Origin of the sequence: Haloimpatiens massiliensis, assembly GCF_900184255.1 — a bacterium.
GTDB classification, from domain to species: domain Bacteria; phylum Bacillota; class Clostridia; order Clostridiales; family Clostridiaceae; genus Haloimpatiens; species Haloimpatiens massiliensis.
Genome location: NZ_LT854640.1, coordinates 59,144 through 85,215 on the forward strand (window position 1 = coordinate 59,144; position 26,072 = coordinate 85,215).

The window sequence follows — 26,072 nt, forward strand, 5'->3', positions numbered from 1 at the left end:
TAAAGTATAATTAGATTGACAATTATATAATAAATACTAGATAAGTTAATCTCCAATTATCAGTCCCTACTCTCTATCAAGTATCATCACTTTTTAGAGAGTAGGGACCGGTGATTGGAGATTTAATTTTAGATAAAGATTTTATTTAAAAAATTGCTTAAATATTCACCTTCAAGACATACATCACCTAATGCCCCATGATTACTGTCTTTGTCATTTATGCCATGGAAATCGGAGCCGGCGGTTATTAGCTTGCCTGACTCTTTTGCTAAGTTTATAAATTCCTTTTCCTCCTGAGGATTATTAAGAGGATATATGGCCTCGATACCATCAAAGGGAAGCTTTAGCATGTGCTTTATAGGGGTTTTTTTTATTAAAACCGGATGGGCAAGAATAACTACAGCATTGAGATTTTTTAATAGATGAATCCCTTCTTCTGTAGATATTTTTTTATTTGGAACATAAGCTGGGCTATCACTATTTATGATATTTGAGAATATGTATTCCCAGCTGTAGTTATACCCATTTTCAATTATAGCTTTAGCAATATGAGGTCTTGCAACAACACCTTTTGCGTCATGAAGAACCTTTTGATAATCTATATCTATGTTAAAAAACTTCTTTAGATTAGATATTATTTTTTTACTTCTTTCAACTCTAAAATCTTTTATATCTTGAAGAAATTTATTAAGCTCTTTATTTTTATATTGTTCATCTCTAAAATACCCTAGTATATGAATAGTTTCCTCATGATGAATAGTAGAAAGCTCTATACCGGGAATAACTTTTACGCCTAAAGCTTCACCTGTTTTAACTCCATTCTCTAAGGAATCCAATGTGTCGTGATCTGTTATAGATATCACATCAAAGCCTTTCTTGCGGACAATATCTACTAACTGCAAAGGTGACAATCCACCATCTGATGCAGTAGTGTGCATATGAAAATCTCCTTTAGTATACATCATTGTGTCATCCTTTCTAAATAAATGTTAAATGTACTATTGTAATTTGATTTAGGCACATTCAAATAAATAATAAGTCAGTATGCTAGTCTATTTTGCGTCATACTGCGTCAGCAGAACCCACCGATAGTCCTACTAGCGGGAACCTGCTTCCTTGTCTGACACAAAATATACCATCATCTTTGACTTGTTATTTATTTTCATGTACCTTATATAATTTATAAATTCTGCATATAGTATGATTAAACCACAAAAGAATACAATGTGTGGTGGAATTATGAAATTTCATAATTCAAGTAATATAATGCTTTCTGTGGGTTAATCACTTTATATATTATTTATTATATTTTTAGAAAACTTATAGGCTTCATGCGTTATATCTTTTACTTTAAAAATTGAGCTAGGGTCGTTAGCTATGGCAGTAAGAGAAAAATATGGTGGTAATCTAAAGCCTTTATTTATATTTAGAGAACCTATAAGTTGTTTAGCCACTGAATCACTGCCAGAATTCCCAGACACTACAACGGAAAAGAAGCATTTATCATAAAAATTTATTTTTCTGTATAATACAGTGAGGCGATTTATAACAGCAGTTAAGTTTGCAGCTATGGAATCATTATAGTTAGGACAAAGCCAAACAATAATATCAGAATCTTCTATGGAAGGTAGTACTTCCTTTATCATTATACCACCGTAAAAACATTTATTTTCTTTACCGTAGTGCATACAAATGTTATAGTTGCATCCTTTGCAGTCTAGTACTTCTCCATTTTCTATTTGAAGCTCTTTAATAGTGTAGTTTTTTAAATGTTTTGACACCATGTGCCATAAATCTAATGTATTAGACCTTTTATGTGGGCTAGAATATAAAACTAAAATTTTAGGATTTTCTGTTTTAGTAAAGCTATAATCCATAAGTCTGTTGGCAGTTCTAGAACACATTTTTAGGCATAAATCCTCAAGGGGAATGTTAATGGTTTTTTGCCAGGTAGAAAAATTTTTTAAAGAGTTAGTTGCTTCTACTAGTGGATGTCCTATGAATGAGCAACCTAAATTATTAGCTAAAAATATTAAATCCTGAGCAGCTCTTTTAGTACCTAAATCTGAAGGACTGTGCACTAATACCATGGCTGTAGAGCCACTCAGACTATTCCTACCTTTTTTATAAAGCTCTGCAAGAAATTTAATAGTACTTATGTCATAGCCTATATTTTCTAGTTCCAATGCAAAAAGTAATTTTTTGTTTTTTAAATTTAGGTTATTACTTATATGGTCTATTATAATATAATTTATCCCATCTACTGCAGAGTTTATCATTTTATTTAGCATAAGGGAGGGGTTTTTATTTGGTTTTATAACATAAAGTTCTATCAAAGAAACACCTTCTTTATGTACCGAAGTAAAGAATTGCTATTAAAAATAAATTTTTATAGAAATTCTTTACAACGGTTGTATTATATTTATTCTAAATAGTATTCTTGGGTTTTTTAGAATCAATAATTTACTATGTGCAGTTATGATTAGAATATTTTAGCTAATTTTTTGTAATGGATGAATATGTATTTTGTAGTAAAACATAAGTTTCTTGAAGTTTTGTGAATATTTCATAAGGAAGTGGAAGAGTTTCAACTTCTAGTCCAGCGTCTGTAAGTCTATTTTTACAGCCAAAGAAATTTCCACCTATGAATGTAGCACTGTAATTCCAGTTTCCCCTTAAGGTGTCTAATATTGAGATGGCACCAGAGGACAGAGCAGGAGCTATGTATGGCTTAAATCCAACAGCTCTAATTTTTAAGTTAGCTTTTTTTGTTTTTTCAGTAAGCAGAAGAGATGATTGCTCATTGTAATTATTTATGCTATTAGCGATAAATAATCCTTCTCCATGGGGACCAAAGGCCCTACCTTCAGTTTTATATTCTGGAGCTATATCTTTTGAGTAGTATAAGGCTCTTCCATTCATTACACCTAATCCATAACCTCTTATTTGTTCAGGAGCTAATCCTTTAAAGTCCCAATAACCATCTGAATTTATATTGCTGAATTGAAAAACAGATTTACAAAGTAAGTCTACAGGATCTGAAACCACTGCAAAAATACCTTTAAAGTTATTTTTTCTAGCGAGCTTAGCGTAAAATTCTATAATATTATGGTTTCCTCTAAATTGAGTTATTCGAACATCTTCTTTTTCATCACCAACTTTAGGAACTCCTACAGAAACGCAAAATACAAATATATCACAGTTAAATAAGTCTTTTTCTTCTAGCGGTATTATAGTTGGAAAGTTTAGGGTAGTGTCAGCAGAAGCTATGGCATTACATTCAAAATCCCATCTCTTTATTTTATTTATATCTTTATCGTAAATTCCAATTTTATTTATAAACTCTCCGCCTAAAAGCCTAAGACCCGTTATTAAAGTGCCTCCAACATCTCCAAGTCCAACTACATTTATATTTAAATGGGATTTATTATTGCATAGAGGTAGAAAATTATAGTTTAATGAGTCATCCCAGTTTGGATATTCTGTATTAATACCAGTAGCCTTACCTTCTTTTATTTTAGAAATTAGCCAATTAGGTGAATTATAATCTTTACTAGATTCCTTTAATATATCCAAGGTTTCTTCTTTTAAATATAATAGTTTTTCATTGTTTATACAAAAACTTCTCCTTGAATTAAGAGGATTAAGTTTAAATAGTACAAAGACCTTCCCATTAAAATTACAACAGTAATCTTCTGAAACCTTTTTGAAATCTGTTGGTTTTATATTATTATAGTAGTTTATATTATGGTGGCAAACTATTAAATTATTTTTAAAACTATAGTAATGCATAACTACACCTCTTTCTATTATTTCTTAATCATAGTGCTAAATCTTTCTAAAGTGTCTAATTGATTTTTCAAGTAATGAGAAGGACTTAAATTTAAATCATAAACTATGTCATTTCCAAGTTCGGGGCATCTGGGAATAGTGAATACTTCACCTAAAGACCATAGAGTTAAATTCCTTTTTTCTAATCTGTGAAATTCTTCTTCCAGTATAGAAAAAATGTATATAGAATTTTCTAGACAGGTTCTAGATAAATTATATATGGCCTCAAAAGATGAATTTTCTATAAAAGATGGATGAGTATAAGGCATTATAGAATTCACTGAGGGAATTAAATTTCGTGTAGGTTTAACTCCTCTCCAGATAGCATCGCCACCAATAAATGGATATAAGGCGGTTTCGTTAAACCATATTTTAAGTCTTGGTATAAAATAAACACTATCCACTTTGTAGCCTTGTATATCCATTAAATCTTTGCCTTTGCCAGACATAATTCCAACTATTATTTTCTGTATATTTATATTTTCATTCTTAAAAAAAGGATATAGTGCTTTTATTCTATGACCCTTGTGAAGAAGATTATCCACTAGTATAACAGGTCTATTAAAGGATTTTATTGTTTTAACTTGATTTTGGAGAGTTAAATAATAAGGAAATTCTCCTATAAAAAAGTTTTTCATATTAGGGTAAAAGTATTTTTCAGTGTGTAGAGATTTAGTTATTGTATTAGGTATTATATATCTATCTAATAAGTCGCCATAGGGAACACACATGGAGTCTCCTAGTTTTTTAACTTTTAGCTGTTCTAATGACACTTTATTTTCATTACATATTTTTTTTACCATACTACTATAAGTCATATGACAGTGGAAAGATAATACAAGTTCTCCAGGATATAATTTTGTTAAGGCTTTTTGAAGAGTTTTTCTACTACTTATTAGGATATTCTTAATTTTTAAGTTATTTCTAAAGGGTTCCTTTAATAGATTTTCCATATCCAAATTTATTATATATGGATTATTCATATTAACCACTAAAGTTGAAGCTTTATTTGAAGAAGAAATTTCTATAAAACCTTGAAGCTTCAAAATATCGTATATATTTTGAGAGAAAGTTTTAGTTGTGACACATCTATATACGGCATACTGATAATCCTTTGATATACAAAAGGCTAAGGTCTCCGTAATTAAAATTTGTTCTAAGTAAGATATTTTGTCTCTATTTTCTACATATATATTATCTATTAAAATTATCCTGCCTAAACTATGTTCTCTTAAGTATTCTGAAAGTTCCATGTCCTTTAAATCCCCATAAAGCATACTTGAGCGAAGCCAATAGAAACTAGAAAATCCCAGAATATTTTTGGTTTTTCTGTCTCTTAAAATAAGTATTCTTGAAGAAGGTTTTTGGAATAAATGGTGAAAATATTTATCTATTTCTTCTGGAGAAAGATTAATAAAATTTTTAAATTCGTCTAATATATGTGCACTTAAGTTTTCAACTATTTCTACATCTATTGAGTAGTATTCCATAAAGTTTTTATCATCAGGTTCCTTTTGATAAAATCCATATTTATATATATACTGCTCTGTTAGGGGATCAACTAATGTAGAAATATCCCTACTTTCATCGATACAACTTCTTATTTGAGTAGAACTTATATTAGAAAATTGTTTTGGTAATTTTAATATAGTAAATTCATCTAAAATATCTTTAGCGTAATTTTCTAATTTTTTAGTATTTCCTCTTAAAAAAATGATGTGAGGAATTTTACAAAGTATACTTTTCTTTTTATAGCTAGAAGCATTTAAAAGTACATCACTACCTATGGCTATGTGAACTTTGGAATTTTTAAAGCTTTCTTTTAAAGTTTTTAGGTTTTCTTTATTAGCTATATTTATTTGAAAATTGTCAGGATAAACATATATATCTAATTCATCTGATATAGACATTTCTATTATTTTTTTTCTAAGTAAATTAGGTAAGGTTCTTTTAGACCAAGAAAATTCATCTACATTTAGATAAACTTCAAATCCCATGTCTCTTATATGTTTTGCTATTTCTTTGTGGCTTAGTGAAAAAGGGTCAAAAGTTCCTGGAAAAAAGGCTATATTATTCTTAATAGGTAGCTCTAAAGAACCATTTTGAAAGATACATTCACTAATAAATCTATATAAATTATTTAGTACAATGGAATTAGTAAAGAATGATAAATCATTTTGGTTATTAAAGTCCATAAGAGTCAATAATTTTTTACTAGTAGATTTAAATATAAAGACTTTTTCCTGTAAAGATAATATTTTGGAATAGAATATATCTGAGCCATATGAAGTTAAAGAAGCTTGTTTTACAAGAGGCTCGTAATCTCCTACACCATTTAATATAATGCAAAGCATTTTTATAAGTCTAGCAGTAAATATACCTTCCTTTTCATTAGATACATCTTTATATAAAGGGTAATTAGAAATAGAAGTGCTTACAGTTTTAATAAGTAATGTTTTTATATTAGGCTTTGCACTTTTTATTTTAAGGCTTAAATCGTCAATTACTTCGTCTAGCTCTTTAGGTTTAAGGTATAATATTGCTATACCTAAATATTTAGGTATGTATTCTGTAAAACGATGTCCTTCTATTTCTAGTGCACGTAAAAGTTCAACACACACTTCATTTTTTTCTGATATAGACAAATAAGGGAGAAGTTTTAAAATAGACTCTCCAGCTTTATTTCTAACTATTTCACTATCACTTACTTTAAGTAAATTACAAAAATGAAGACAGGTATGAAGCCCTTCGGTTCTTATATGTTCTAAAGCTTCTGCAAGCAATATATCTATTTGAATTTTTTTATTTATCCAACTGGTAGCTGTTTTTAAATTACTTAAGAATATATTCTGTATATGTTCACTAGTATAGTGTGGGTTTTTCTTATAAGAATTTCCCCATGAATTTAAGTTAAAAAGTTTTTTCAACTTAAATACTAACAGAGTTTCAGAAGCAGTTTTAAATAAGTCTTTGCTATTTTCTAATTTATTTTTTAAATTATTTTTTAAATTATTTTGGAAAGGCATTTTTACTAGTAGGTTGTAGCAAGCCTCTAAACTGCATAATCTACAAGTTATATCATTATTATTTAAGGAATTTAAAATAAAGTTAAAAAGTATTTCTACATCTTCATCATAGGGTGTTATTGGTATATATTTACTCATTTCTAAAAGTATTATTTGAAGATTTAAATTTTTATTATTAAAATTTTTATAGAAAGATATAATGACTTCTCTATATCTTAGTAACATATTTTCTTTTGAATGTGTGAAAAGAGAATTTACCATAGCTATGGAGCTTTCCATAATCCAATTTTTATGCTTAGGAATAAATTTATATCCAGGATATAAAAGAGAATCCATACATTCTTGTAATATTCCTATACTCCAAGTATAATTTAGCTTAACATCTTCTGGTAGGTCTTTTCTGTACTCTTCATCTAAATTTGAAATTAAAGAGCCTATGAGTTGAGCACAGTGTTTTCTTATGTCATCTTCTACATGTATTAAATTTTCATAAAGAAACTTTATTGTTTGTATCTTTTGGTTTCCCGTTAAATAAGTTGAATATTCCTCTAAAATTCTTATGTATTGTCTTAACTTTTTCCAGTCTTTTTCACTTCGTGCCATATCTAATATGTTATCTAGGGAATACTCATCTCTTAATTTATACATAAGATTTATATTGTGTTCTATAGATAAAAATTTTAATTTTTTACATATATCATTTCCTTGGAGTAATGAATAATTATGGAGCCTTTTTTCTATATAAGGGCTATTCTGATGATCTAGGTTTATATTAACACCTAAGTATATTAAATAAGCTTCAAAGTCTTTTAACTTACCATAGACTTTTTTATATCTTTTTTCTTTAGCTTCATCTAAATTTTCTAATTTATTTAGTATTACATTAAAAGAATCTTTAAGAGAGAGAATACTCATTTTTAGACTATTATTTTCTATAATATTTTTCACTCTAAAATCGCAATAGATTAAGATTAAAGATTCTAAGGATAGATTTTCCAGTTCTAAATCCCAAGTGGAATGATTTATGGCAATGTTTCTTATGTAGTCTATGCCGTGCTTCTTAAACCATATGTCTGTATAATAATAGTGAAGTCTAGGAACTTTTTTTAGTTCCTGTTGTCTGCAGCCATACTTACCTATATCATGGCCAGCAGCAGCACCAGAAACTCTACCTAAATCTATAGGTATGTCTAAATCCTTAAGTTGACGGGCTATATGCAACGATAGATAGTGTACCCCACAGATATGGTCTAATGTATTAAATCCCACTACTTCTTTGTTTAATTTCATCATTTCATATAAGTAATCTTTTTTAAAGGCCTTTAAAAAGGTATTATATTCTTCTGGTCTTTCTAGAGCTTTTTTTTCTTGGGAGGACAAAAATATTAAGGGATAAAGACTTTGAAAAGAATTGTTTTTGCAGTATTTTTCATATTCATTAATAACTTTAAAAATCCTAAGAAATATTCCGCAAAATAGCGAAAAGCCTTCAGAAAAATCTTCATTTACTGCATTTGGAAAAGACTTTTTCAAGGTGAACTTATAAATTTTTTCTAATATAAAATTTTTGTTTTCTAAACTTATACAATCTGTCATCATATTTTCACATAAAACCACAGTAGTTTTGGCAGAAAAGTCCATGTTATCTACCATATATTTTAATGTTTCTAAATATTTTTCATTGTTTGTGCAGTTATATATAATATCTTCTTTTAATCCCATTCTAGTTAACCATCTAGTGCTAGTTAGCTTTTTATTTATATCTGCATATAAAGTGTTAAAAGAAAGTATTTTCATTTATATCCTCCTAAAACATGTATTATAAACAATTATATACTTATGTATTGTTTTTTTATAGGGGATTTTATAAAAATATAATAATACAATGCTCAATGGATGAATGAACAAATATCAGTTTTAAAAAATCTTCATTAAAATCTGTAATGATAATTAAAAATTCATCAATAATAATTGAGTATTGAGCATTGAAAATTTATCATTGCTTCATTCCATGTCATTAGGGAGTAAATATTTGCAAAAATTATATAAATTATACCCTTTGTACATTTTAGTCATGTCTATATAGTCCATTGGATATTCTCCATCCCAAGGAAATACTGAAATATATTGTTCGTTATACACATTTATAACAAATTTATCTTCATCTAAATTAAAAAACATTTTATACTGTGGTTTTTCAGGAAGTCTTAAAGGTTTCTTTATGAAATACTTTTTATCTAGGGAATTCATAAAATTTAGTATAGTACTTATATCTTCTTCTTTTAATTCTTTAACTTTATAAAAATTAGTATCTAGAATGGTTATTTTATATTTATTGCTTAAAGATATGCTGTTTGCAAGTTCAGAAAAATAGTAATCATCTCTGGTTTTTTCATGATTGAGTTTTATATAATTACATGCAGCTAATGTAAATGAAAGTACTACTAATAAACAAAAGAGAAAAGATTTAATAGTATTCTTCATAACAAATTCCTCCTACTATTTCTATGTTAAAATATGATTTAAAAAAATTTTTTATTACATTATGTAGTGCGAATGTATATTTTTTTTAATAAATGTCCATTAATTAAACATATAGAATTATGAGAAAGAGGGGGATAATATTGAGGATAGGTATTCCTAAAGGATTATTGTATTATAAGTATGAAATATTTATGAAAACTTTTTTTGAAGAATTAGGTTGTGAAGTTATAGTATCTCCAAATACTAATAAAGAAATATTAAATTTAGGGGTTAAATATGCAGTAGATGAAGCTTGCGTGCCTATTAAGGTATTTCATGGCCATGTGGCATATATAAAAGATTCTTGTGATTTTATGCTTATACCTAGGATCATGAGACTTTACCCTAGAGAATTTATATGTCCTAAATTTTGTGGACTTCCAGAGATGATAAAAAATAGTATACCGCATATGCCTCCTATAACTGAGGGAGAAATTTATGCTTATGATGAAAAAAAGTTTTTTAAATATTTAAATGACGTTGGAAAGAATATTACTAGGGACAAAAGAAAAATTTATAAAGCTTATGAAAAAGCTGTAGCACTTCAAAAGGATCATAAAACAATTGTTACTAATATTAATCAGAATATGAAAATAGCATTACTAGGTCATCCATATAATGTACAGGATAGTTTTATGAATATGAATATTGTAAAGAAACTTAATAAACTAGGAGTGGGGATTATTACAGAGGAAAATCTTCAAGATGAAGACATTAATAAATACTCAAAGGAACTTCTAAAAAGACCTTTTTGGACATTTGCTAGAAAATCTTATGGCTGTGCAGTTAAGCTGTGGGAAAGTAAAGAAATTAATGGAATAATTTATCTATCATCCTTTGCTTGTGGGATAGATTCTGTAGTTATAGAACTTATAAAAGATAAAATAGGAGAATTTCCTTTCTTGATATTAAAAATAGATGAACAAACAGGAGAAGGGGGATTTAATACTAGAGTAGAGGCTTTTGTGGACATGATAGAAAGGAGAAAGAAATATGAAGATAACATTTCCCCATCTAGGGAACGCTTACATTGCAGCTAATATGAAGATAACATTTCCCCATCTAGGGAACGCTTACATTGCAGCTAAAATGTTTTTTGATGAAATAGGTGTAGATTATGTAGTTCCGCCCCTTAGTAATAGGGAAGCTTTAAAAATAGGAGCACTATATTCACCAGAGGAGATGTGCTTGCCCTTTAAGATAATGATAGGAAATTATATTCAAGCTATAGAAAAAGGAGCAGACACAGTTATAATAGTTGGAAGTTGTGGCCCCTGCAGATTTGGAGAGTATTGTGAGCTTCAGCTAAAACTGTTAAGAAGATTAGGTTATGATATAAAGTTTATAGTACTGGATCATCCAGGAGATATAGGAATGAAGGAGCTTTTAGCGCGAGGAGGTCAAATAATCCAAAGTAGCTCTAAGAGTAACGGAGAAAAGATAAGATTAGGGCTTAAAGCCCTTAGGGGAATAAATTTAATGGATGAAATAGAAGCTAAAGCACACTATTATGCAGGATATGAAGTTAATAAAGGGGAATGTAAAAGATTACTTCAAAATTGCAGAAAACATGTGGTAGAGGCAGAAAATATAAATACAGCGTTAAATACACTTAAGGAATATAGAAATAAAATATGTGGCATAAAAATGGATAAAAATAAAAAACCTTTAAAAATTTCAATTATTGGAGAAATTTATACAGTAATAGAACCATTTTCAAACTTATATCTAGAAGATAAACTCATGGATTATGGTGTTAGCAGCAGCAGAACTTTAACTCCCAGTTGGTGGGTTAAAGATGCAGCTTTAAAAAATTTTAAATTAAATTCTATTAGTATAAGAAAAGCCTCTAGGGAATATCTACCTTTATACATAGGAGGTCATGCTAGAGAATGCATCGGAGAGGCGGTTTTAGCCAGTAGAAATGGATTTGATGGAGCAATTCAATTATTTCCTATGGGGTGTATGCCTGAAATAGTGAGTAAGGCAATACTACCTAATATATCAAAGGATAAAGATTTCCCGATAATGACTTTAGTGCTAGACGAGATGACTGGGCAAAATGGTTATATAACTAGAATAGAAGCTTTTTTAGATCTTTTGGAGAGGAGAAGAGAAAGATGTATCATTTAGGTATAGATGTAGGGTCTGTAAGTACGGACATAGTTATGCTAGATGAAAATATGGAGATTATTGAAAAAATATATTTAAGAACAAAAGGAAGGCCTATAAGGGCTATTCAGCAAGGATTTAATATGCTTAAGGACAAATATGGAAATGAGGAAATTAAATCCGTAGGAACCACAGGTAGTGGTAGAACCATAGCGGGGTTTTTAGTAGGAGCAGATTCAGTTAAAAATGAAATAACTGCTCATGCAGTAGCAGCATTAGAATTGGATAAAGGAGTAAGAACAATTTTAGAAATAGGTGGTCAGGACTCTAAAATAATAATTTTAAAAGATGGTATAGTTACTGATTTTGCAATGAATACTGTATGCGCGGCAGGTACTGGTTCTTTTTTAGATAGACAGGCAGAGAGATTAGAGATACCTATAGAGAGATTTGGAGAATATGCCTTAAAGTCTAAAACACCCGTGAGAATAGCTGGAAGATGTGCTGTTTTTGCAGAATCTGATATGACACATAAGCAGCAACTAGGTTATGATCCTTCAGATATAATAATGGGATTATGTGAGGCATTGGTTAGAAATTATCTTAATAATGTAGGAAAGGGAAAAGAAATAGAATCCAAGATATTTTTTCAAGGAGGAGTGGCAGCAAATATAGGCATGAAGGAAGCCTTTGAGAGAGCTTTGCAGAAGGAAGTTGTTATACCTCCATATTATGATGTAATGGGTTCTATAGGAGCTGCAATTATAGGAAAAGAAACTTTAAACAAGAAAAAAACTAAAACAAATTTTAAAGGATTTAATATAGCAGATAGTAAGGTGGTATCTGAAAGCTTTCAGTGTAAGGGTTGTGCAAATAGGTGTGAAGTGGTTAAAATTTTAGAAAATGATAAGGAAATAGGTTGTTTTGGAGATATGTGCGGAAAATGGACTGAAAGATTAGTAGTGTAGTTGTGCTATAATTATTGCATAATATTACTAGAAGGTGATTATATGCTAAATGTTTCATTATTGGGCACAGGTGGAACTATGCCTCTTCCAGGGAGAAATTTAACGGCTCTTTTGTGTAAGTGTAAAGGCAGTATGATTTTAATAGATTGTGGAGAAGGAACCCAGGTGGCTCTTAAACAATTGGGATGGGGAATTAAAAATATAGATGTTATTTGTTTAACTCATTATCATCCAGACCATATAGTAGGGCTTCCAGGGTTTTTATCCACATTGGGCAATAGTGAGAGAAGGGAAAAGGTTACTATAATGGGGCCAGAAGGATTACATAAGATTATGGAAGCAGTAATGGTTATAGTACCGTATCTACCATATGATATAGAAATTTTAGAAATACCTATAGGAGGATTAGATAAATTTTCCATAGGTAAGTATTCCATAAAATCTGTGTATTTAGAACATAGTGTTCCTTGTGTTGGGTATTCTATAGAAGTAAAAAGAGGAAGAAAATTTGATCCAGATAAAGCTAAAGAGCTGAATATACCAGTAGAACATTGGAATACACTACAAAAGGGAGGCAGCATAGTTTTAAATGGTAGAAAAATAGAAGGAAATAAAGTCTTGGGAGATGAGAGAAAGGGAATAAAAATAAGTTATTGTACAGACACAAGACCAATAGATAGAATTAAAGAACTTTGCTATAAATCTGATCTATTTATATGTGAAGGTATGTATGGCAGTGATGATTATTTGGAAAAGGCGTTGGGAAACAAGCATATGCTTTTTAGTGAAGCAGCAGAAATAGCTAAGAGTTCAGAAATAAATGAAATGTGGCTTACGCACTTTAGCCCTTCACTAAATGAACCTGAAAAGTATTTAAATGATGTAAGAGATATTTTTGAAAATACTATAATTGGTAAGGATTTATTGCAAAAGGAATTAAAGTTTATATAAATATTCATTAATGTAAGGCACATTCAAATAAATAACAAGTCAGTATGCTAGTCTATTTTGTGTCATACTGCGTCAGCAGAATCCACCGATAGTTCTACTAGAGGCGGAACCTGCTGACGCAGTATGACACAAAATATACCAGCATCTTTGACTTGTTATTTATTTTCATGTACCTAAAGTCAAAGTAATTCCAAATTAAGTAAAATAAGTACATTAGTTATCAATATATACGGGTATAAAAGTAAGGCTTTTGTGGAAGAGTATATTTAATAATAATATTTATGTTTTAAATTAATATTATGAATTATTCTACCCAAAGTATTACATTACTTGAATTATGAAATTTCTCTGTAATGACTTGCATAAGAAGCAAAGGAACTATTTAAATTTAATTTTAGAAATTCTTCTTTTAGACAGATAAAATTATCGCTAGCCTGGCAAGGACGCCAGGCTAGCGAACCTGAGGCAGGACGCTGAATGTGAGCGTTAGATAATTTTATATGGCTAAAAGATTAGAATTTCTTAAATTAAATTTATTGTTTTGAGCTCTTATGCAAGTCATGGAGGAGAAATTTCATAATTCTACTGCATTGTACCTTTTGTGGGTTAATCATATTATGCATTCAAAAATAGTGAATATGCTAGAAAGTAGATGAAGTTATGAAGAAAAAAGCCTTATTTTTTGCAATGTATTTATTTTTATTCTTATTTATATTAAACAATTATTTAAATATTAATAAAACCGCATATACAAAAGTTAATGAAAATGATGTAAAAAGTACAGAAAGTAAGAATATATACTTAACTTTTGATGATGGACCTAGTCCTATAGTAACCGATAAAATATTAGACATTTTAAAAGAAAATAATGTAAAGGGTACATTCTTTTTAATAGGCAATAAAGTAGAAGAAAATACAGATGTAGTTAAACGTATATATAAAGAAGGGCATGGTATAGGGTTACATACTTATACTCACAATTATAAAAAAATATATAAAAGTAGAGAAGGTTTTATTCAAGAGATGCTTCAATGTAGTGATGAAGTGTATGAAGTTACAGGAGTTAAAAGCAATGTAATTAGATTCCCTGGAGGAAGTAATAAGCACTTAGATGAGGAGTTTTTAGCACAGCTCCATGGATATGGATTTAAGATATATGATTGGAATATGCAGTTAAGGGATGGTATAGATTATAGAATTCCTGCTCATAAGCTTTATGAGCAGGGGACTAAAAATAGTGATAAGTTTACAAATATATTTTTATTAATGCATTGCGATGCTGTTAATAAAAATACCTATGAAGCATTACCTGACATAATAAAATATTATAAAAATAAAGGATATGAATTTCAAGTTATAACAGAAGATACTCCGGAAAATCATTTTAGAACACGCAGTATCAATAAATAAGAAAATAAAACCCTAACCCTTATAAGAAAATTTGAGGATTAGGGTTTTATGTTATGGTTCAAAATCAATAGTTAGTCTAAAAATCCTTTTGATTTAAGAAGTTCAGCAGTAAGCACAGAACCTCCAGCAGCGCCTCTTAGGGTGTTGTGAGAAAGACAAACAAATTTATATTGGAATAAGTTATCTTCTCTTAATCTTCCAATACTTATGCCCATGCCTTTTTCTAAATTTCTATCTAACTTAGTTTGAGGTCTATTATCTTCCTCAAAATAAGTTAGAAATTGTTTTGGGGCATTTGGCAAATCTAGAAGTTGAGGCTCACCCTTATATTCTTTCCAGAGTTTTATAATTTCTTCCTTTGAAGGTTTATGCTCAAAAGATACAGAGACAGTAGCTAAATGACCATCAGAAACTGGAACTCTTATGCATTGAGCAGAAATTATAGGTGCAGTGGAATTAATTATCTTATTACCTTCAATATGTCCCCATAATTTTAATGGTTCCAATTCACTTTTTTCTTCCTCACCGCCTATAAAAGGAATAACATTGTCCATTATCTCTGGCCAATCTGAAAATATTTTTCCACTGCCTGATATAGCTTGATAAGTAGAAACTAATATTTTAGTTGGATTAAATTTCATAAGGGCATTTATAGCAGGTACATAGCTTTGTATAGAACAATTTGGTTTAGCCACTATAAAGCCTTTCTTAGTGCCTAGACGTTTCTTTTGATCGTATATTATTTCTAGATGCTCTGGATTTATTTCTGGAATTATAACAGGCACATCAGAGGTTCCTCTATGAGCAGAATTGTTTGAAATTACAGGTATTTCTGCTTTTGCATAAGCCTCTTCTAATTCTCTAATTTCATCCTTTGACATATTTACAGCACAGAATACCAAATCCACCTGGTCTTTAATTTTATCAATATCATGTAAATCTCTTACTGTTATGTCTTTAACCTTTTGGGGGATTTCATCTTCTAACTTCCATCTATTTTTTATAGCATCGTAATAACTTTTTCCTTTTGAATTTTTGCTTGCAGCTAAAATGGATATTTCAAAAAAAGGATGATCATGTAAAAGTGTTACAAGTCTTTGACCTACAAATCCTGTGGCACCAAGTATGCCCACTCTTAATTTTTTATTCATTTTAATACCTCCATAATTTTATATAGTCTAAATTTTCGTAATTACCTATTCGACTTTTGTAATTATAAATTTCAATTTAAAATTTATATTATCCCTATTTATATGATATAGAGAAGAAAAATTATTAGCAAAAGTCCAGTTGAATATTTAATTTCTACAATTTCTATTATATTGAATTCTAATTACTAAAATATATTATTCTTATTATTACATCAATACTATTGTAATTCAATAGTATTTTTTACTTAAATAATTGCAATTTGCATATTGAGCAAATTTTCAATTTTTATTTTATAACTGCGAAAGTTGAGTTAGATATAAATAAGAAAATTTATATCATGATTTTATAAATATATCATTTAGTACTTAGACTTTATTAAAGTACTATAAGTAAAATGTTTTTTAAAAACTGGATATTAGGAATTAGTAGTAACTTATAATATTATTATATAAATATTTTTTGCTATATTTATTGTTAATAGTGCTTGAAATATTGCAAAAAGTGCTATAGCATGAAAATATGCAAAATACATATTAGGCACATTCAAATAAATAACAAGTCAGTATGCTAGTCTATTTTACGTCATACTGCGTCAGCAGAACCCACCGATAGTTCTACTAGCGGCGAAACCTCCTTCCTTGTCTGACACAAAATATACCAGCATCTTTGACTTGTTATTTATTTTCATGTACCTTAATTTAATAGAAGGGAGTGAACTTTAGCTGAGAAAAAGATTCTCTGCTAGAGATAATATATGAGTGAAAATAATAAAAGAGGATATTTAAAAGAGGATTTTAAGTTTTTTCACTTGAAAGATAAGAAAAATTTAGACTTAGAATTTCATTATCACGGTTTTAATAAAATAATAATTTTTCTTTCGGGAAATGTGACTTATTTAATAGAAGGAAAAGCTTACAAATTAAAACCTTGGGACATACTTTTTGTAAGTAGTGGGGAAATACACAAACCACTTATTGATGCACATAGGCTATATGACCGAATGGTTATATGGATAAACCATGAATTTATTGAAAGTCACAATAAAAATGGATGTAACCTTCTTAATTGTTTTAGCTTAACCAAAAAGCGAAAAATAAATATTTTAAGATTAGATAGTAATGGCTTAGAGAATATAAAACATACTTTGGATAAATTGGATGGCACTTTCGCTTCACAGGGATTTGGTAATGAAATACTTAAAAATGCACTTTTTTTGGAACTTATGGTTTATTTAAATAGGCTTTTTATTAATACATATATAGGTGAAAATCAGCAAACAAAGGATATTCAATATGATAAAACAGTAAATTCTCTTTTAGAATATATAAATGAAAATTTAAATAAGGATTTAAGCATAGATAAACTTTCTTCTCTTTTTTATGTTAGCAAGTACTACTTGATGCACAAATTTAAAGAGCAAACTGGTTATACCATACACAATTATATACAGAAAAAAAGGCTAATTAAAGCTAGTGAGTTTATAAAAATTGGAAAACCTGTGACACAGGTGTATTTAGAATGTGGTTTTGGGGATTATTCTAATTTCGTTAGAGCATTTAAAAAGAATTTTGGATATTCTCCAAGAGAATATTATAAAAGGCGAAAGGACTCTTATAATACTATAAAAATAGAAGGGTAGAAATAAAAGAGAAAAAACAAAAGATAGAAAGAAAGTAAGAAGTAAAAACATAAGGCAATGAATAGGGAGTAATTTGACAATAAAGTGAAGGAGAAGAGAAATATAGTTGGCATAAAGAGCTTAGGATAAAGGATTAGGATATGAAAGTAAAAGTATGCATTTAAAAGTTGGTTTTAGCATATTATTAAAGGAAATATTTTTTAGGGGAATAGCTGCATGGATTTAAGATGTTATGAAGATTTAATAAACAAGATGGAATGCAATATGTATCATCTTCAGAAACTAAGACATATGAGTATTAATATTTGTGAAAAGATGTTTTATAATAGCCTAATTCACCAAGAGATGTATAAAGTAAATGTGTTAAAAAATTTTATATACAACATGAGGAGTATGGAAAATGTAATGAGGAACTGCAAAAATGTGAGACAACAAAGTTTTACATTGGAAGAGCTTTTAAAATATGACGGAAAAAATGGCAATAAGGCCTATGTGGCTGTAGATGGTGTAGTTTATGATGTAACTTATAATGCAGCTTGGGCTGCTGGTACACATTTTGGACTTAAAGCTGGAAGGGATTTAACCAAAGAAATTAGTAATTGCCATAATAAAGAGCAGATTTTAAAAGGTTTAGAACAAGTAGGTATAATTACTGGTACTTAATTCACATAAAATAATGCAGTGGAATTATGAAATTTCTCCTCCATGACTTGCATAAGAGTTCGGAACAATAAATTTAATTTAAGAAATTCTAATCTTTTAGCCATATAAAATTATCTAACGCTCACATTCAGCGTCCTGCTTCAGGTTCGCTAGCTTGGCGTCCTTGACAGGCTTACGATAATTTTATCTGTCTAAAAGAAGAATTTCTAAAATTAAATTTAAATAGTTTCTTTGCTTCTTATGCAATTCATTACAGAGAAATTTCATAATTCAAGTAATGTAATACTTTTGTGGGTTAATCATAAAATAAATTTTCCTTAATATATTTATCAATTAATAGGAGGAATTGTAAATGACGTATGATATGTGCCCGGTAGCTAAATCTAAAAATGCTACTGCTAGAGCCTTGGTAGAATCAGCAGTTTCTCAAATAAAAATTGGGAATAAAAAAAAGATGAACTTAGTATGGATTGAGGCTGCAGGTTGTTCTGGAAATATAATTTCTTTGCTGGATGGATGTGCTCCAAATGTAGGCTATTTTTTAACAGACCTAGTGAATTTTAAATATAACAACAGTATTATGAAAGCTCAAGGTGAACAGGCGCAGGAACAATTATTAGATACTCTTAATACAGAATTTATTCTTATAGTTGATGGAGCTATATCTACTAAAGATAATGGAGTTTACAACATAGTAGCAAACTATAGGGGAAAAGTTATAACGGGAATGGAAGAGGTAAAGAGAACGGCAATTAAAGCAAAATATATACTAGCCGTAGGTACGTGTGCATCTTATGGTGGAATTTCAGCAGCAAAACCAAATCCTACTGGATGTATAAGTGTTTTTGATTATTTAAAAGAGGAAATTCATCGGGAAGCTATAAGAGTGCCCGGTTGTCCAGCACATCCTGATTGGATTATGGGAACTTTAGCTCATTTAATATTGTTTGGAGATATGGAACTTGATGAAGATAGAAGGCCTATGATTTTTTACGGAGTTACTATACATGATATGTGTCCTAGAAGGTCATATTTTGAAAAAAGAATATTTGCAAAGTCTGTGGGAGGAAAAGGTTGTATGTTTAAATTAGGTTGTAGAGGGCCCGTTACTAGAACAGATTGTCCTACTAGAAAATGGAATGATTATGTAAATTGGCCTGTAGGAGATAACACTCCATGTATAGGTTGTGCTCAAAAGGGTTTTCCAGATGCTATGGAACCATTTATAAATTTTTAATTTAGATAATATACAAGAGATAAATTATATTAATGAAAAATTATTTTATCTTAAAAAGTATAAAGAAATAGGAGAGATTATATGACGGATAAAGTAGTTATTAATCCTGTAACTAGAATAAGCGGATATCTACAAATAACCGCTTATATAGAAAAAAATAAGATTATAGATGCAAAAAGTCAGGGTATGCTCTTTAGAGGTTTTGAAAAAATGCTAAAAGGAAGACCTCCTCTTGATGCTATTTATTTTACTGAAAGAATTTGTGGCATATGTTCTACAGCACATTCTATGGCTTCTTCAAGAGCTTTAGAAAATGCTTTTAAAATACAGCCTGATAAAAATGAAGAAATGATTAGGGACGTACTTCATGGCAGTGAATTTTTGCAGAATCATTTAAGACATTTTTATCAATATGTTATTCCGGATTATGTTAAAGGTTTTGATATAAACCCAATATATTCAGTGACACATGAGGATTTTAGAATACCTAAAAGAGAAAGTGAAAAAATTGTAAAAGATTATTTTCAGTCACTAATTTATAGTAGAAAAGCCCACGAAATATTAGCTGTTTTAGGAGGAAAAGCTCCTCATAATCATGGAGTTTTCGCTGGAGGAGTTACAGTTAACATAACAGCTCAAAAGATTGTTCAGATAAAAGCATTGGTTACAGAAATTAAAAATTTTATTGAAAATAATATGTTAGAGGATTTAGGCATAATAGCAAAATACTATAAAGATTATTTTAATATAGGTACGGGATGTAAAAATCTAATGACTTATGGGGTATTTGATAGCTATGGAAAAGATGTCTATTATGTGACTCCAGGAATTATTATAGATGGAGTGGAGGAAAAACTAAATATAGAAAATATAAATGAAAATGTATATAGATCATGGTATAAGGCAAAAGGTGATACATTGGATATATCAGATAATAATTGGGAGGTAGATCCTTTTAAGCAGCAAGGATATAGTTTTATAAAAGCTCCAAGATATAAAGGGCATGCAGTACAAGTGGGGCCTCTTGCTAGAATGTATATAAGTGGAGAGTATAGAAGAGGTATTTCAACCATGGATAGAATTGTAGCTAGAGCATTAGAAGCTAAAAAAATAGCAAATATTATGATGCAGCTTTTAGAGAGAATAGTTCCTAAAGATAGTACTAATAAAGCCTTTTCTTTACCTAAAAATGCTGTAGGATATGGATTTATAGACACTACCAGAGGGTCGCTGGCTCACTATGTGAATATTCAACAAGGTGAAATAAAAAATTATACAATAATAACACCAAGTACTTGGAACTTATCTCCTAAGGATTCTAATGGGATATCAGGTGCACTAGAGCAATCATTGATTGGCACACAGGTGGATAATCCTAAAAATCCTACAGAGATAGGGAGAATAGTCAGGTCTTTTGATCCTTGTGTTTCTTGTGCAACTCATGTTTTGAGTAAGGATTTTTCTACCATGGATATAAGAGTGGTGTGACTAAAAGGAAAATAAATAGATATGAATTTTGAGTATTATAATTGTAAATAAATTCATAGTCATAGAAAATATTATGCAATAGTAGAGTATAAAAGTACATTCAGAGAAAACTATAAAAGTAATTTTAAATAAAGTTATGACTATGGAAAAGTTGAGGTAGTTATGGGAAAAAAGGTTATAGCCATAGGAAATAGAATAATGAAAGATGATGCTATTGGAATATTAATTGGAGAAGAGTTAAAGGAGGATTTAGACAAACTAGGCTTTGAAGTGATATTAGGGGAAACAGATGTTGACTATTGTTTAAGCTTTATAGATAAAGAGGATTTTATATTTATTTTGGATTGCACTCTTTATGGAATACAGCCAGGTAAAATTACTGTTTTAGATATTAAGGGGAGTAATAATTTTTTTGAAAAGGGCTACTCGCAGCATCAACTAAGCTTAATAAAACTTTTGAATAGTTATAGCATGAAAAATGTAAAGGGATACATTGTAGGAATAGAAGGCGTGGATGTGAATTATGGAACAGAATTAAGCAGAGAACTTTTGGAGAAATTTCATCATATAAAAAAGGAAGTGTACACTAAAATAGTTACCATGGGTTAAGTTAAATTATAAATTTTACGCTTTATTTCACATTTTAAAATCAAAATTCTAGATTTGAAATTAAAAATATTTTAAATATGCAAAGAAAAATTAGAAATAAGGGATGGGGGGAAAATAAATGCATGATTCATTTTTAATGCAAAACATTTCTAGTGCAGTTAAAGAAATTTGCAGTAGAAATGATTTAAAAAAAGTAAGTAATATAGAAATCTCGGTAGATCATAATAGTCATATAACAGAGGAAAATCTTTTGGAACACCTTATAGATTTAAATAGTCAGGTAGTAGATAAAAATACTAAGATAAAGGTAATTTATGAAGATATGGAGGAACTTATGGCTATTATTAGAAAGGTGGAAGGAGACAAAATATAGAGAACTTATCTATGGTTTAATCATAGCATATAAATTGATAATTGCCACTAGGCAATGAATAAAAGTGAAAGTAAGGGATAGAACAAATTGAAAAACAATGTGGGAAATAATAAAGAAAATAAGTTGAAAAATAGTTTGGAAAATCACGTAGGGTGTATGGTAAAAATATATGGAATTGTTCAAGGGGTGGGTTTTAGACCTTATGTTTATAAAAAGGCAAAGGAATTTGAAATAAGAGGATGGGTTAATAATTGTGATGCATCAGTAATTATTAATGCGGAAGGAGAAAGAAAAAAAGTTCAGAGATTTATAAAGGAGGTAGTGGAAAAGCCTCCTAATCTTTCTGAAATTCAAAAGGTAGAGGTAACTGAAAAGAATTTAGAGGGATACAAAAATTTTACTATAAAAAAAAGTATTGTTTCTGATACAAAATTAAAATTTATCCTCCCAGATATTGCAACTTGTGATAGATGTATTGAAGATATATTTGATGAAAAATCTAAGAGATATAGATATGCTTTTACTAATTGTACTTTGTGCGGCCCAAGATATTCTATAATAAAATCTCTTCCTTATGATAGATGCAATACCACCATGAGAGATTTTAAGATGTGTCCTGTATGTGAGAGTGAATATCAAAATCCTGAAACACGAAGATTTCATGCACAACCTACTTGCTGTATAGATTGTGGACCAGAACTTTTTTTAACAGATAATAGGGCAAAAAGAATACAGTGTGAAGATGACATAAAGGAATGCGCACTGCTTTTAAAGCAGGGAAAAATTTTAGGCATTAAAGGTATAGGTGGGTTCCATATAGTATGTAGTGCTTTTAATGAAGAAGCGATTTTGAAAATTAGAAAGAGAAAGGAAAGAATCCATAAACCTTTGGCTGTGATGATGAAAGATATTGAGATAGTTAAAAAATACTGTGAAGTTAACAAAAGAGAAGAAGAAATTCTTATTAGTAATAAGAGGCCCATAGTTCTTTTAACAAAAAAACATAATAATAATATATGTTCATATGTAGCACCAAATATGAAAAGCTATGGAGTAATGCTTCCATACACTCCAATACATCATTTATTATTTGCAGAAGATTTACCACCACTTGTAATGACTAGCGGAAATTTAAGTGGTAGTCCTATAGAATATACTAATGAGGGAGCACTAAAAAATCTGTCTACTATAGTGGAATTTTTTTTATTTAATAATAGGAAAATAAATACTCCTGTGGATGATTCTGTAGTAAAGGTAGTAGAAGATAAAATTATAATGAGTAGACCTGGAAGGGGATTTTCTCCTTATTATTTATATGGAAATATAAATAACAAAATATTAGCACTTGGTGGAGAAGAAAAAAGCACTTTTTCTTTTTCCTTAGATGGTATGGCATATATAAGTCAATACCTTGGAGATTTAAAGGAGCTAAGGGCTTATAAAGAATACTTAAAATGCATAAAAAATATAAAAAATATATTTGAATTTCAAGAGGAAATTGTAACTTTTGATATGCATCCTAATTATATGTCTGCTATTTACGGAAAGAGTTTAAATGCTATTAAAGTGCCCGTTCAGCACCACCATGCTCACATGGTAAGCTGTATGTTAGAGCACAATATATGGGAAAAGGTTATAGGCATAATATATGACGGCACAGGCTATGGGATGGACAGAAATATTTGGGGTGGAGAGTTTTTCATTGGTAATAGAAGAAAGTTTAAAAGAATAGGACATTTTAAGTACACAAAAATTCAAGGAGGAGATTCCGCTCAAAAAAATATATGGAAAATAGGATTAAGTTATTTAAAAAATATTAAAGATAGAGAAATGATGAATTTGGGATTGAATAAAATAAAATCTGCATTGAAAAAAACAAAATTCCAAGTGGAAAATACCGATTACAATTTTTCAGAACAATTGTGGGAAAAAACTATAGAAAATTTATGGTCAGCATTAGATAAGGATTTGAATTGCTATAAAACTTCTAGTATGGGAAGATTATTTGATGCGGTTAGTTCTATTTTAGGATTGAGGGAAAAAATAAGCTATGATGCGCAAGGGGCTATAGAACTAGAAAATATCTTAGATGAAACAGTTAAGGAGAGCTATCCATATGTAATAAATTGTGTAATAGATAAAAAAGATGATGATAGTATGTATGTAGTAGATTATTTACCCATGCTTATAGAGTTGTTAAAAGATATTCAAAGAAATGTAGCAACCAAAGAAATAAGTGCAAAATTTCATAATACAATAATTAATATTACAGTAGAAATGGCTAAGAGACTAAGAGAACAGTTTAAAATAAATATTGTTGTTTTAAGTGGAGGAGTTTTTGAAAATAGATATATTTTAAACAATACGTATGGAGGTTTAAAAGAGCAAGGTTTTCAAGTGTTCTTTAATGAAAAAATACCTACTAATGATAGTGGAATTTCATTAGGACAAGTTGCCATAGCGGATGAAATAGTAAAACATCAAGTATCAAATAAAAATAAATAGCAAAATATAAATAATGTATAATTTAACTTTGTCACATAAATTTCAATATCTACATTAGATGAATAAAGGAATTGGAAATACAGTTTTTAATTTAAAATTATAATATTTGTTAGAAGGTGGATATTATGTGTCTTGCAGTATGTGGGAAAATAAAAACTTTAGATTTGCCCTTTGCTTTAGTGGATGTTAAAGGAATAGAAACTTGTGTTAATGTGGAACTTTTAGAGAATCTTCAATGTGGAGAATGTGTGTTGGTTCATGCTGGTTTTGCCATTGAAAAGATAGAGGAAGAATATTTTGATTATTTAGATTGTGCTTTAGAAGAAATGTTAGAAGAAGATGGGGAATAGAATGGGTATTAAAAAAGTAGATAATTTGCAAAGGGTCATAAATAATATAAACAAATATGCAGGTCTTATAGATGAAGAAAATATAAATATTATGGAAGTGTGTGGTACCCACACTAATTCAATAGCTAAGTATGGAATAAACAGTGTTATTTCTAATAAAATAAATTTATTATCAGGACCTGGATGTCCTGTATGCGTTACTAATGAAGAATATATAGATGAAGCAGTATATCTTTCTTCAAAGGATGTAACTATAGTAACTTTTGGAGATTTAGTTAAGGTGTCAGGAAATAATTGTAGTTTATCTATGGCAAAATCTAGGGGAAGAGACATAAGGATAGTTTACTCCATAAGTCAAGTGGTTTCCATAGCTAAAGACATGTATCCTAAAGAAGTTGTGTTTTTAGCAGTTGGTTTTGAAACTACTGCTCCGGCTATTGCAACTATTATAAAGAAAGTCTATGAGGAAAAAATCAATAATTTGTCTTTACTAACCTCAATAAAGATAATGCCGCCAATACTGCATAAAATTCTCAGTAGCAAACATAAAAAAATTCACGGCATAATTTGTCCAGGAAATGTGGCAGTAATAGGAGGCGTGGATAGATTTAAATTTATTTACCAAAAGTACAAAATACCTGCAGTGATATGTGGTTTTGAAGGAGAGGAAATATTAGCTTCAATATATTTTTTGATTAGAGATATTTATAAAAAAGATGAAAATAAAAGCCAAATTGGATTTGAAAATTTATATAGAAAATGGGCAAGCCCCCAGGGAAATAAGCTTGCTCAAAATTTAATAAGAGATGTGTTTAACATAGAGGATGTGGTTTGGAGAGGTATTGGTAATGTTAGAAATTCAGCCCTAACCATAAAGGATAAATATTCAACTATAGATGCAGCAAAAAGGTTTGGGTTACAAGAGTATTTTAATGAGAAGTCTTATAGGGATAGATATTTGGTGAAGGATTCATTTAGTAATGAGCATAAGGCTTGTACTAATGATTATAAAGCATGCAAATGTAAAGATGTGTTGCTTGGTAATATATATCCATTTCAATGCGGCCTTTTTAGAAAGGTATGTAACCCTGAAAAGCCTTTGGGTCCGTGCATGGTATCAGAGGAGGGAGCTTGTGCTATTTATTATAAATATCATATAGAAGTTTAATAAATTTTATTTACTAATGAATTTTTAACTAAGAAGCCCTACTTCAGCGTAAGCAACTGGAAAGTAC

Annotated in this window: 20 protein-coding genes; 14 read left to right on the forward strand and 6 right to left on the reverse strand. The window is 29.5% G+C overall.

The window, feature by feature from the left end; all coding sequences use genetic code 11:
• Positions 1–128: 128 nt before the first annotated feature.
• The 5 genes from C1715_RS08425 to C1715_RS08445 form a co-directional block, all read right to left on the reverse strand.
• Positions 129–962 (reverse strand): PHP domain-containing protein, encoded by an 834-nt coding sequence (locus tag C1715_RS08425; RefSeq protein WP_102400069.1) that lies wholly within the window; start codon positions 960–962, stop codon positions 129–131.
• A 327-nt stretch (positions 963–1,289) separates the two neighbouring features.
• Positions 1,290–2,336, reverse strand: coding sequence for a flavodoxin family protein (locus C1715_RS08430; RefSeq protein WP_102400070.1), 1,047 nt, complete (start codon positions 2,334–2,336; stop codon positions 1,290–1,292).
• A gap of 160 nt (positions 2,337–2,496) precedes the next feature.
• Positions 2,497–3,792: a Rossmann-fold NAD(P)-binding domain-containing protein gene (locus tag C1715_RS08435; protein WP_102400071.1), complete on the reverse strand. Its 1,296-nt coding sequence runs from the start codon at positions 3,790–3,792 to the stop codon at positions 2,497–2,499.
• 17 nt (positions 3,793–3,809) lie between these two features.
• Positions 3,810–8,654, reverse strand: coding sequence for a cytidyltransferase (locus C1715_RS08440; protein WP_102400072.1), 4,845 nt, complete (start codon positions 8,652–8,654; stop codon positions 3,810–3,812).
• A gap of 207 nt (positions 8,655–8,861) precedes the next feature.
• A complete protein-coding gene (locus tag C1715_RS08445; RefSeq protein WP_102400073.1) occupies positions 8,862–9,341 on the reverse strand; it encodes a DUF4883 family protein in 480 nt (159 codons plus the stop codon).
• Between the two features lie 140 nt (positions 9,342–9,481).
• Here C1715_RS08445 and C1715_RS08450 point away from each other — a divergent pair, with 140 nt between their 5' ends.
• From C1715_RS08450 to C1715_RS08470, 5 genes are all read left to right on the forward strand, one after another.
• The gene (locus tag C1715_RS08450) at positions 9,482–10,420 is read left to right on the forward strand and encodes an acyl-CoA dehydratase activase-related protein (RefSeq protein ID WP_102400074.1); all 939 of its coding nucleotides are present in this window, start codon (positions 9,482–9,484) and stop codon (positions 10,418–10,420) included.
• A 1-nt stretch (position 10,421) separates the two neighbouring features.
• Positions 10,422–11,513 carry an acyl-CoA dehydratase activase-related protein gene (locus C1715_RS08455; protein WP_102401911.1) on the forward strand — a complete coding sequence of 364 codons (1,092 nt, stop codon included), beginning with the start codon at positions 10,422–10,424 and terminating at the stop codon, positions 11,511–11,513.
• Positions 11,501–12,460, forward strand: a complete 960-nt coding sequence (locus tag C1715_RS08460) for an acyl-CoA dehydratase activase (protein ID WP_102400075.1) — start codon at positions 11,501–11,503, stop codon at positions 12,458–12,460. The genes C1715_RS08455 and C1715_RS08460 overlap by 13 nt, the downstream gene beginning before the upstream one ends.
• Before the next feature lie 42 nt (positions 12,461–12,502).
• On the forward strand, positions 12,503–13,411 hold the full coding sequence (locus tag C1715_RS08465) for a ribonuclease Z (protein WP_102400076.1): 909 nt from the start codon (positions 12,503–12,505) through the stop codon (positions 13,409–13,411).
• A gap of 660 nt (positions 13,412–14,071) precedes the next feature.
• Positions 14,072–14,821 (forward strand): polysaccharide deacetylase family protein, encoded by a 750-nt coding sequence (locus tag C1715_RS08470; RefSeq protein WP_102400077.1) that lies wholly within the window; start codon positions 14,072–14,074, stop codon positions 14,819–14,821.
• Between the two features lie 71 nt (positions 14,822–14,892).
• Here the strand turns inward: C1715_RS08470 and asd are convergent, their stop codons facing one another.
• Positions 14,893–15,972 carry an aspartate-semialdehyde dehydrogenase gene (gene asd, locus C1715_RS08475; RefSeq protein ID WP_102400078.1) on the reverse strand — a complete coding sequence of 360 codons (1,080 nt, stop codon included), beginning with the start codon at positions 15,970–15,972 and terminating at the stop codon, positions 14,893–14,895.
• 755 nt (positions 15,973–16,727) lie between these two features.
• Between asd and C1715_RS08480 the strand changes: the two genes are divergently transcribed.
• From C1715_RS08480 to hypD, 9 genes are all read left to right on the forward strand, one after another.
• Positions 16,728–17,612 (forward strand): AraC family transcriptional regulator, encoded by an 885-nt coding sequence (locus C1715_RS08480; RefSeq protein ID WP_102400079.1) that lies wholly within the window; start codon positions 16,728–16,730, stop codon positions 17,610–17,612.
• Positions 17,613–17,828: 216 nt separating this feature from the next.
• Positions 17,829–18,275, forward strand: coding sequence for a cytochrome b5 domain-containing protein (locus C1715_RS08485; RefSeq protein WP_102400080.1), 447 nt, complete (start codon positions 17,829–17,831; stop codon positions 18,273–18,275).
• Positions 18,276–18,627: 352 nt separating this feature from the next.
• Positions 18,628–19,512, forward strand: a complete 885-nt coding sequence (locus tag C1715_RS08490) for a hydrogenase small subunit (protein ID WP_102400081.1) — start codon at positions 18,628–18,630, stop codon at positions 19,510–19,512.
• 81 nt (positions 19,513–19,593) lie between these two features.
• Entirely contained in the window at positions 19,594–21,000 is a 1,407-nt protein-coding gene (locus tag C1715_RS08495; RefSeq protein ID WP_102400082.1) for a nickel-dependent hydrogenase large subunit, read from the forward strand.
• Positions 21,001–21,162: 162 nt separating this feature from the next.
• Positions 21,163–21,609, forward strand: a complete 447-nt coding sequence (locus C1715_RS08500; RefSeq protein ID WP_102400083.1) for a hydrogenase maturation protease — start codon at positions 21,163–21,165, stop codon at positions 21,607–21,609.
• Positions 21,610–21,727: 118 nt separating this feature from the next.
• Positions 21,728–21,982 carry a hypothetical protein gene (locus tag C1715_RS08505; RefSeq protein ID WP_102400084.1) on the forward strand — a complete coding sequence of 85 codons (255 nt, stop codon included), beginning with the start codon at positions 21,728–21,730 and terminating at the stop codon, positions 21,980–21,982.
• A gap of 87 nt (positions 21,983–22,069) precedes the next feature.
• Positions 22,070–24,487 (forward strand): carbamoyltransferase HypF, encoded by a 2,418-nt coding sequence (hypF, locus tag C1715_RS08510; RefSeq protein ID WP_242971928.1) that lies wholly within the window; start codon positions 22,070–22,072, stop codon positions 24,485–24,487.
• 125 nt (positions 24,488–24,612) lie between these two features.
• The gene (locus C1715_RS08515) at positions 24,613–24,837 is read left to right on the forward strand and encodes a HypC/HybG/HupF family hydrogenase formation chaperone (protein WP_102400085.1); all 225 of its coding nucleotides are present in this window, start codon (positions 24,613–24,615) and stop codon (positions 24,835–24,837) included.
• 1 nt (position 24,838) lies between these two features.
• Positions 24,839–26,005 carry a hydrogenase formation protein HypD gene (gene hypD / locus C1715_RS08520; protein WP_102400086.1) on the forward strand — a complete coding sequence of 389 codons (1,167 nt, stop codon included), beginning with the start codon at positions 24,839–24,841 and terminating at the stop codon, positions 26,003–26,005.
• The last annotated feature ends 67 nt before the right edge of the window (positions 26,006–26,072 follow it).

Excerpts from the sequence above, each read along its gene's own strand:
- C1715_RS08445 (WP_102400073.1), bottom strand. The coding sequence starts at position 9,341 with ATGAAGAATACTATTAAATCTTTTCTCTTTTGTTTATTAGTAGTACTT.
- asd (WP_102400078.1), bottom strand. The coding sequence starts at position 15,972 with ATGAATAAAAAATTAAGAGTGGGCATACTTGGTGCCACAGGATTTGTA.
- C1715_RS08495 (WP_102400082.1), top strand. The coding sequence starts at position 19,594 with ATGACGGATAAAGTAGTTATTAATCCTGTAACTAGAATAAGCGGATAT.
- C1715_RS08505 (WP_102400084.1), top strand. The coding sequence starts at position 21,728 with ATGCATGATTCATTTTTAATGCAAAACATTTCTAGTGCAGTTAAAGAA.
- C1715_RS08515 (WP_102400085.1), top strand. The coding sequence starts at position 24,613 with ATGTGTCTTGCAGTATGTGGGAAAATAAAAACTTTAGATTTGCCCTTT.
- C1715_RS08440 (WP_102400072.1), bottom strand. The coding sequence starts at position 8,654 with ATGAAAATACTTTCTTTTAACACTTTATATGCAGATATAAATAAAAAG.
- hypD (WP_102400086.1), top strand. The coding sequence starts at position 24,839 with ATGGGTATTAAAAAAGTAGATAATTTGCAAAGGGTCATAAATAATATA.
- C1715_RS08465 (WP_102400076.1), top strand. The coding sequence starts at position 12,503 with ATGCTAAATGTTTCATTATTGGGCACAGGTGGAACTATGCCTCTTCCA.
- C1715_RS08480 (WP_102400079.1), top strand. The coding sequence starts at position 16,728 with ATGAGTGAAAATAATAAAAGAGGATATTTAAAAGAGGATTTTAAGTTT.
- C1715_RS08490 (WP_102400081.1), top strand. The coding sequence starts at position 18,628 with ATGACGTATGATATGTGCCCGGTAGCTAAATCTAAAAATGCTACTGCT.
- C1715_RS08455 (WP_102401911.1), top strand. The coding sequence starts at position 10,422 with ATGAAGATAACATTTCCCCATCTAGGGAACGCTTACATTGCAGCTAAA.
- C1715_RS08460 (WP_102400075.1), top strand. The coding sequence starts at position 11,501 with ATGTATCATTTAGGTATAGATGTAGGGTCTGTAAGTACGGACATAGTT.
- C1715_RS08485 (WP_102400080.1), top strand. The coding sequence starts at position 17,829 with ATGGATTTAAGATGTTATGAAGATTTAATAAACAAGATGGAATGCAAT.
- C1715_RS08425 (WP_102400069.1), bottom strand. The coding sequence starts at position 962 with ATGTATACTAAAGGAGATTTTCATATGCACACTACTGCATCAGATGGT.
- C1715_RS08435 (WP_102400071.1), bottom strand. The coding sequence starts at position 3,792 with ATGCATTACTATAGTTTTAAAAATAATTTAATAGTTTGCCACCATAAT.
- C1715_RS08500 (WP_102400083.1), top strand. The coding sequence starts at position 21,163 with ATGGGAAAAAAGGTTATAGCCATAGGAAATAGAATAATGAAAGATGAT.
- C1715_RS08470 (WP_102400077.1), top strand. The coding sequence starts at position 14,072 with ATGAAGAAAAAAGCCTTATTTTTTGCAATGTATTTATTTTTATTCTTA.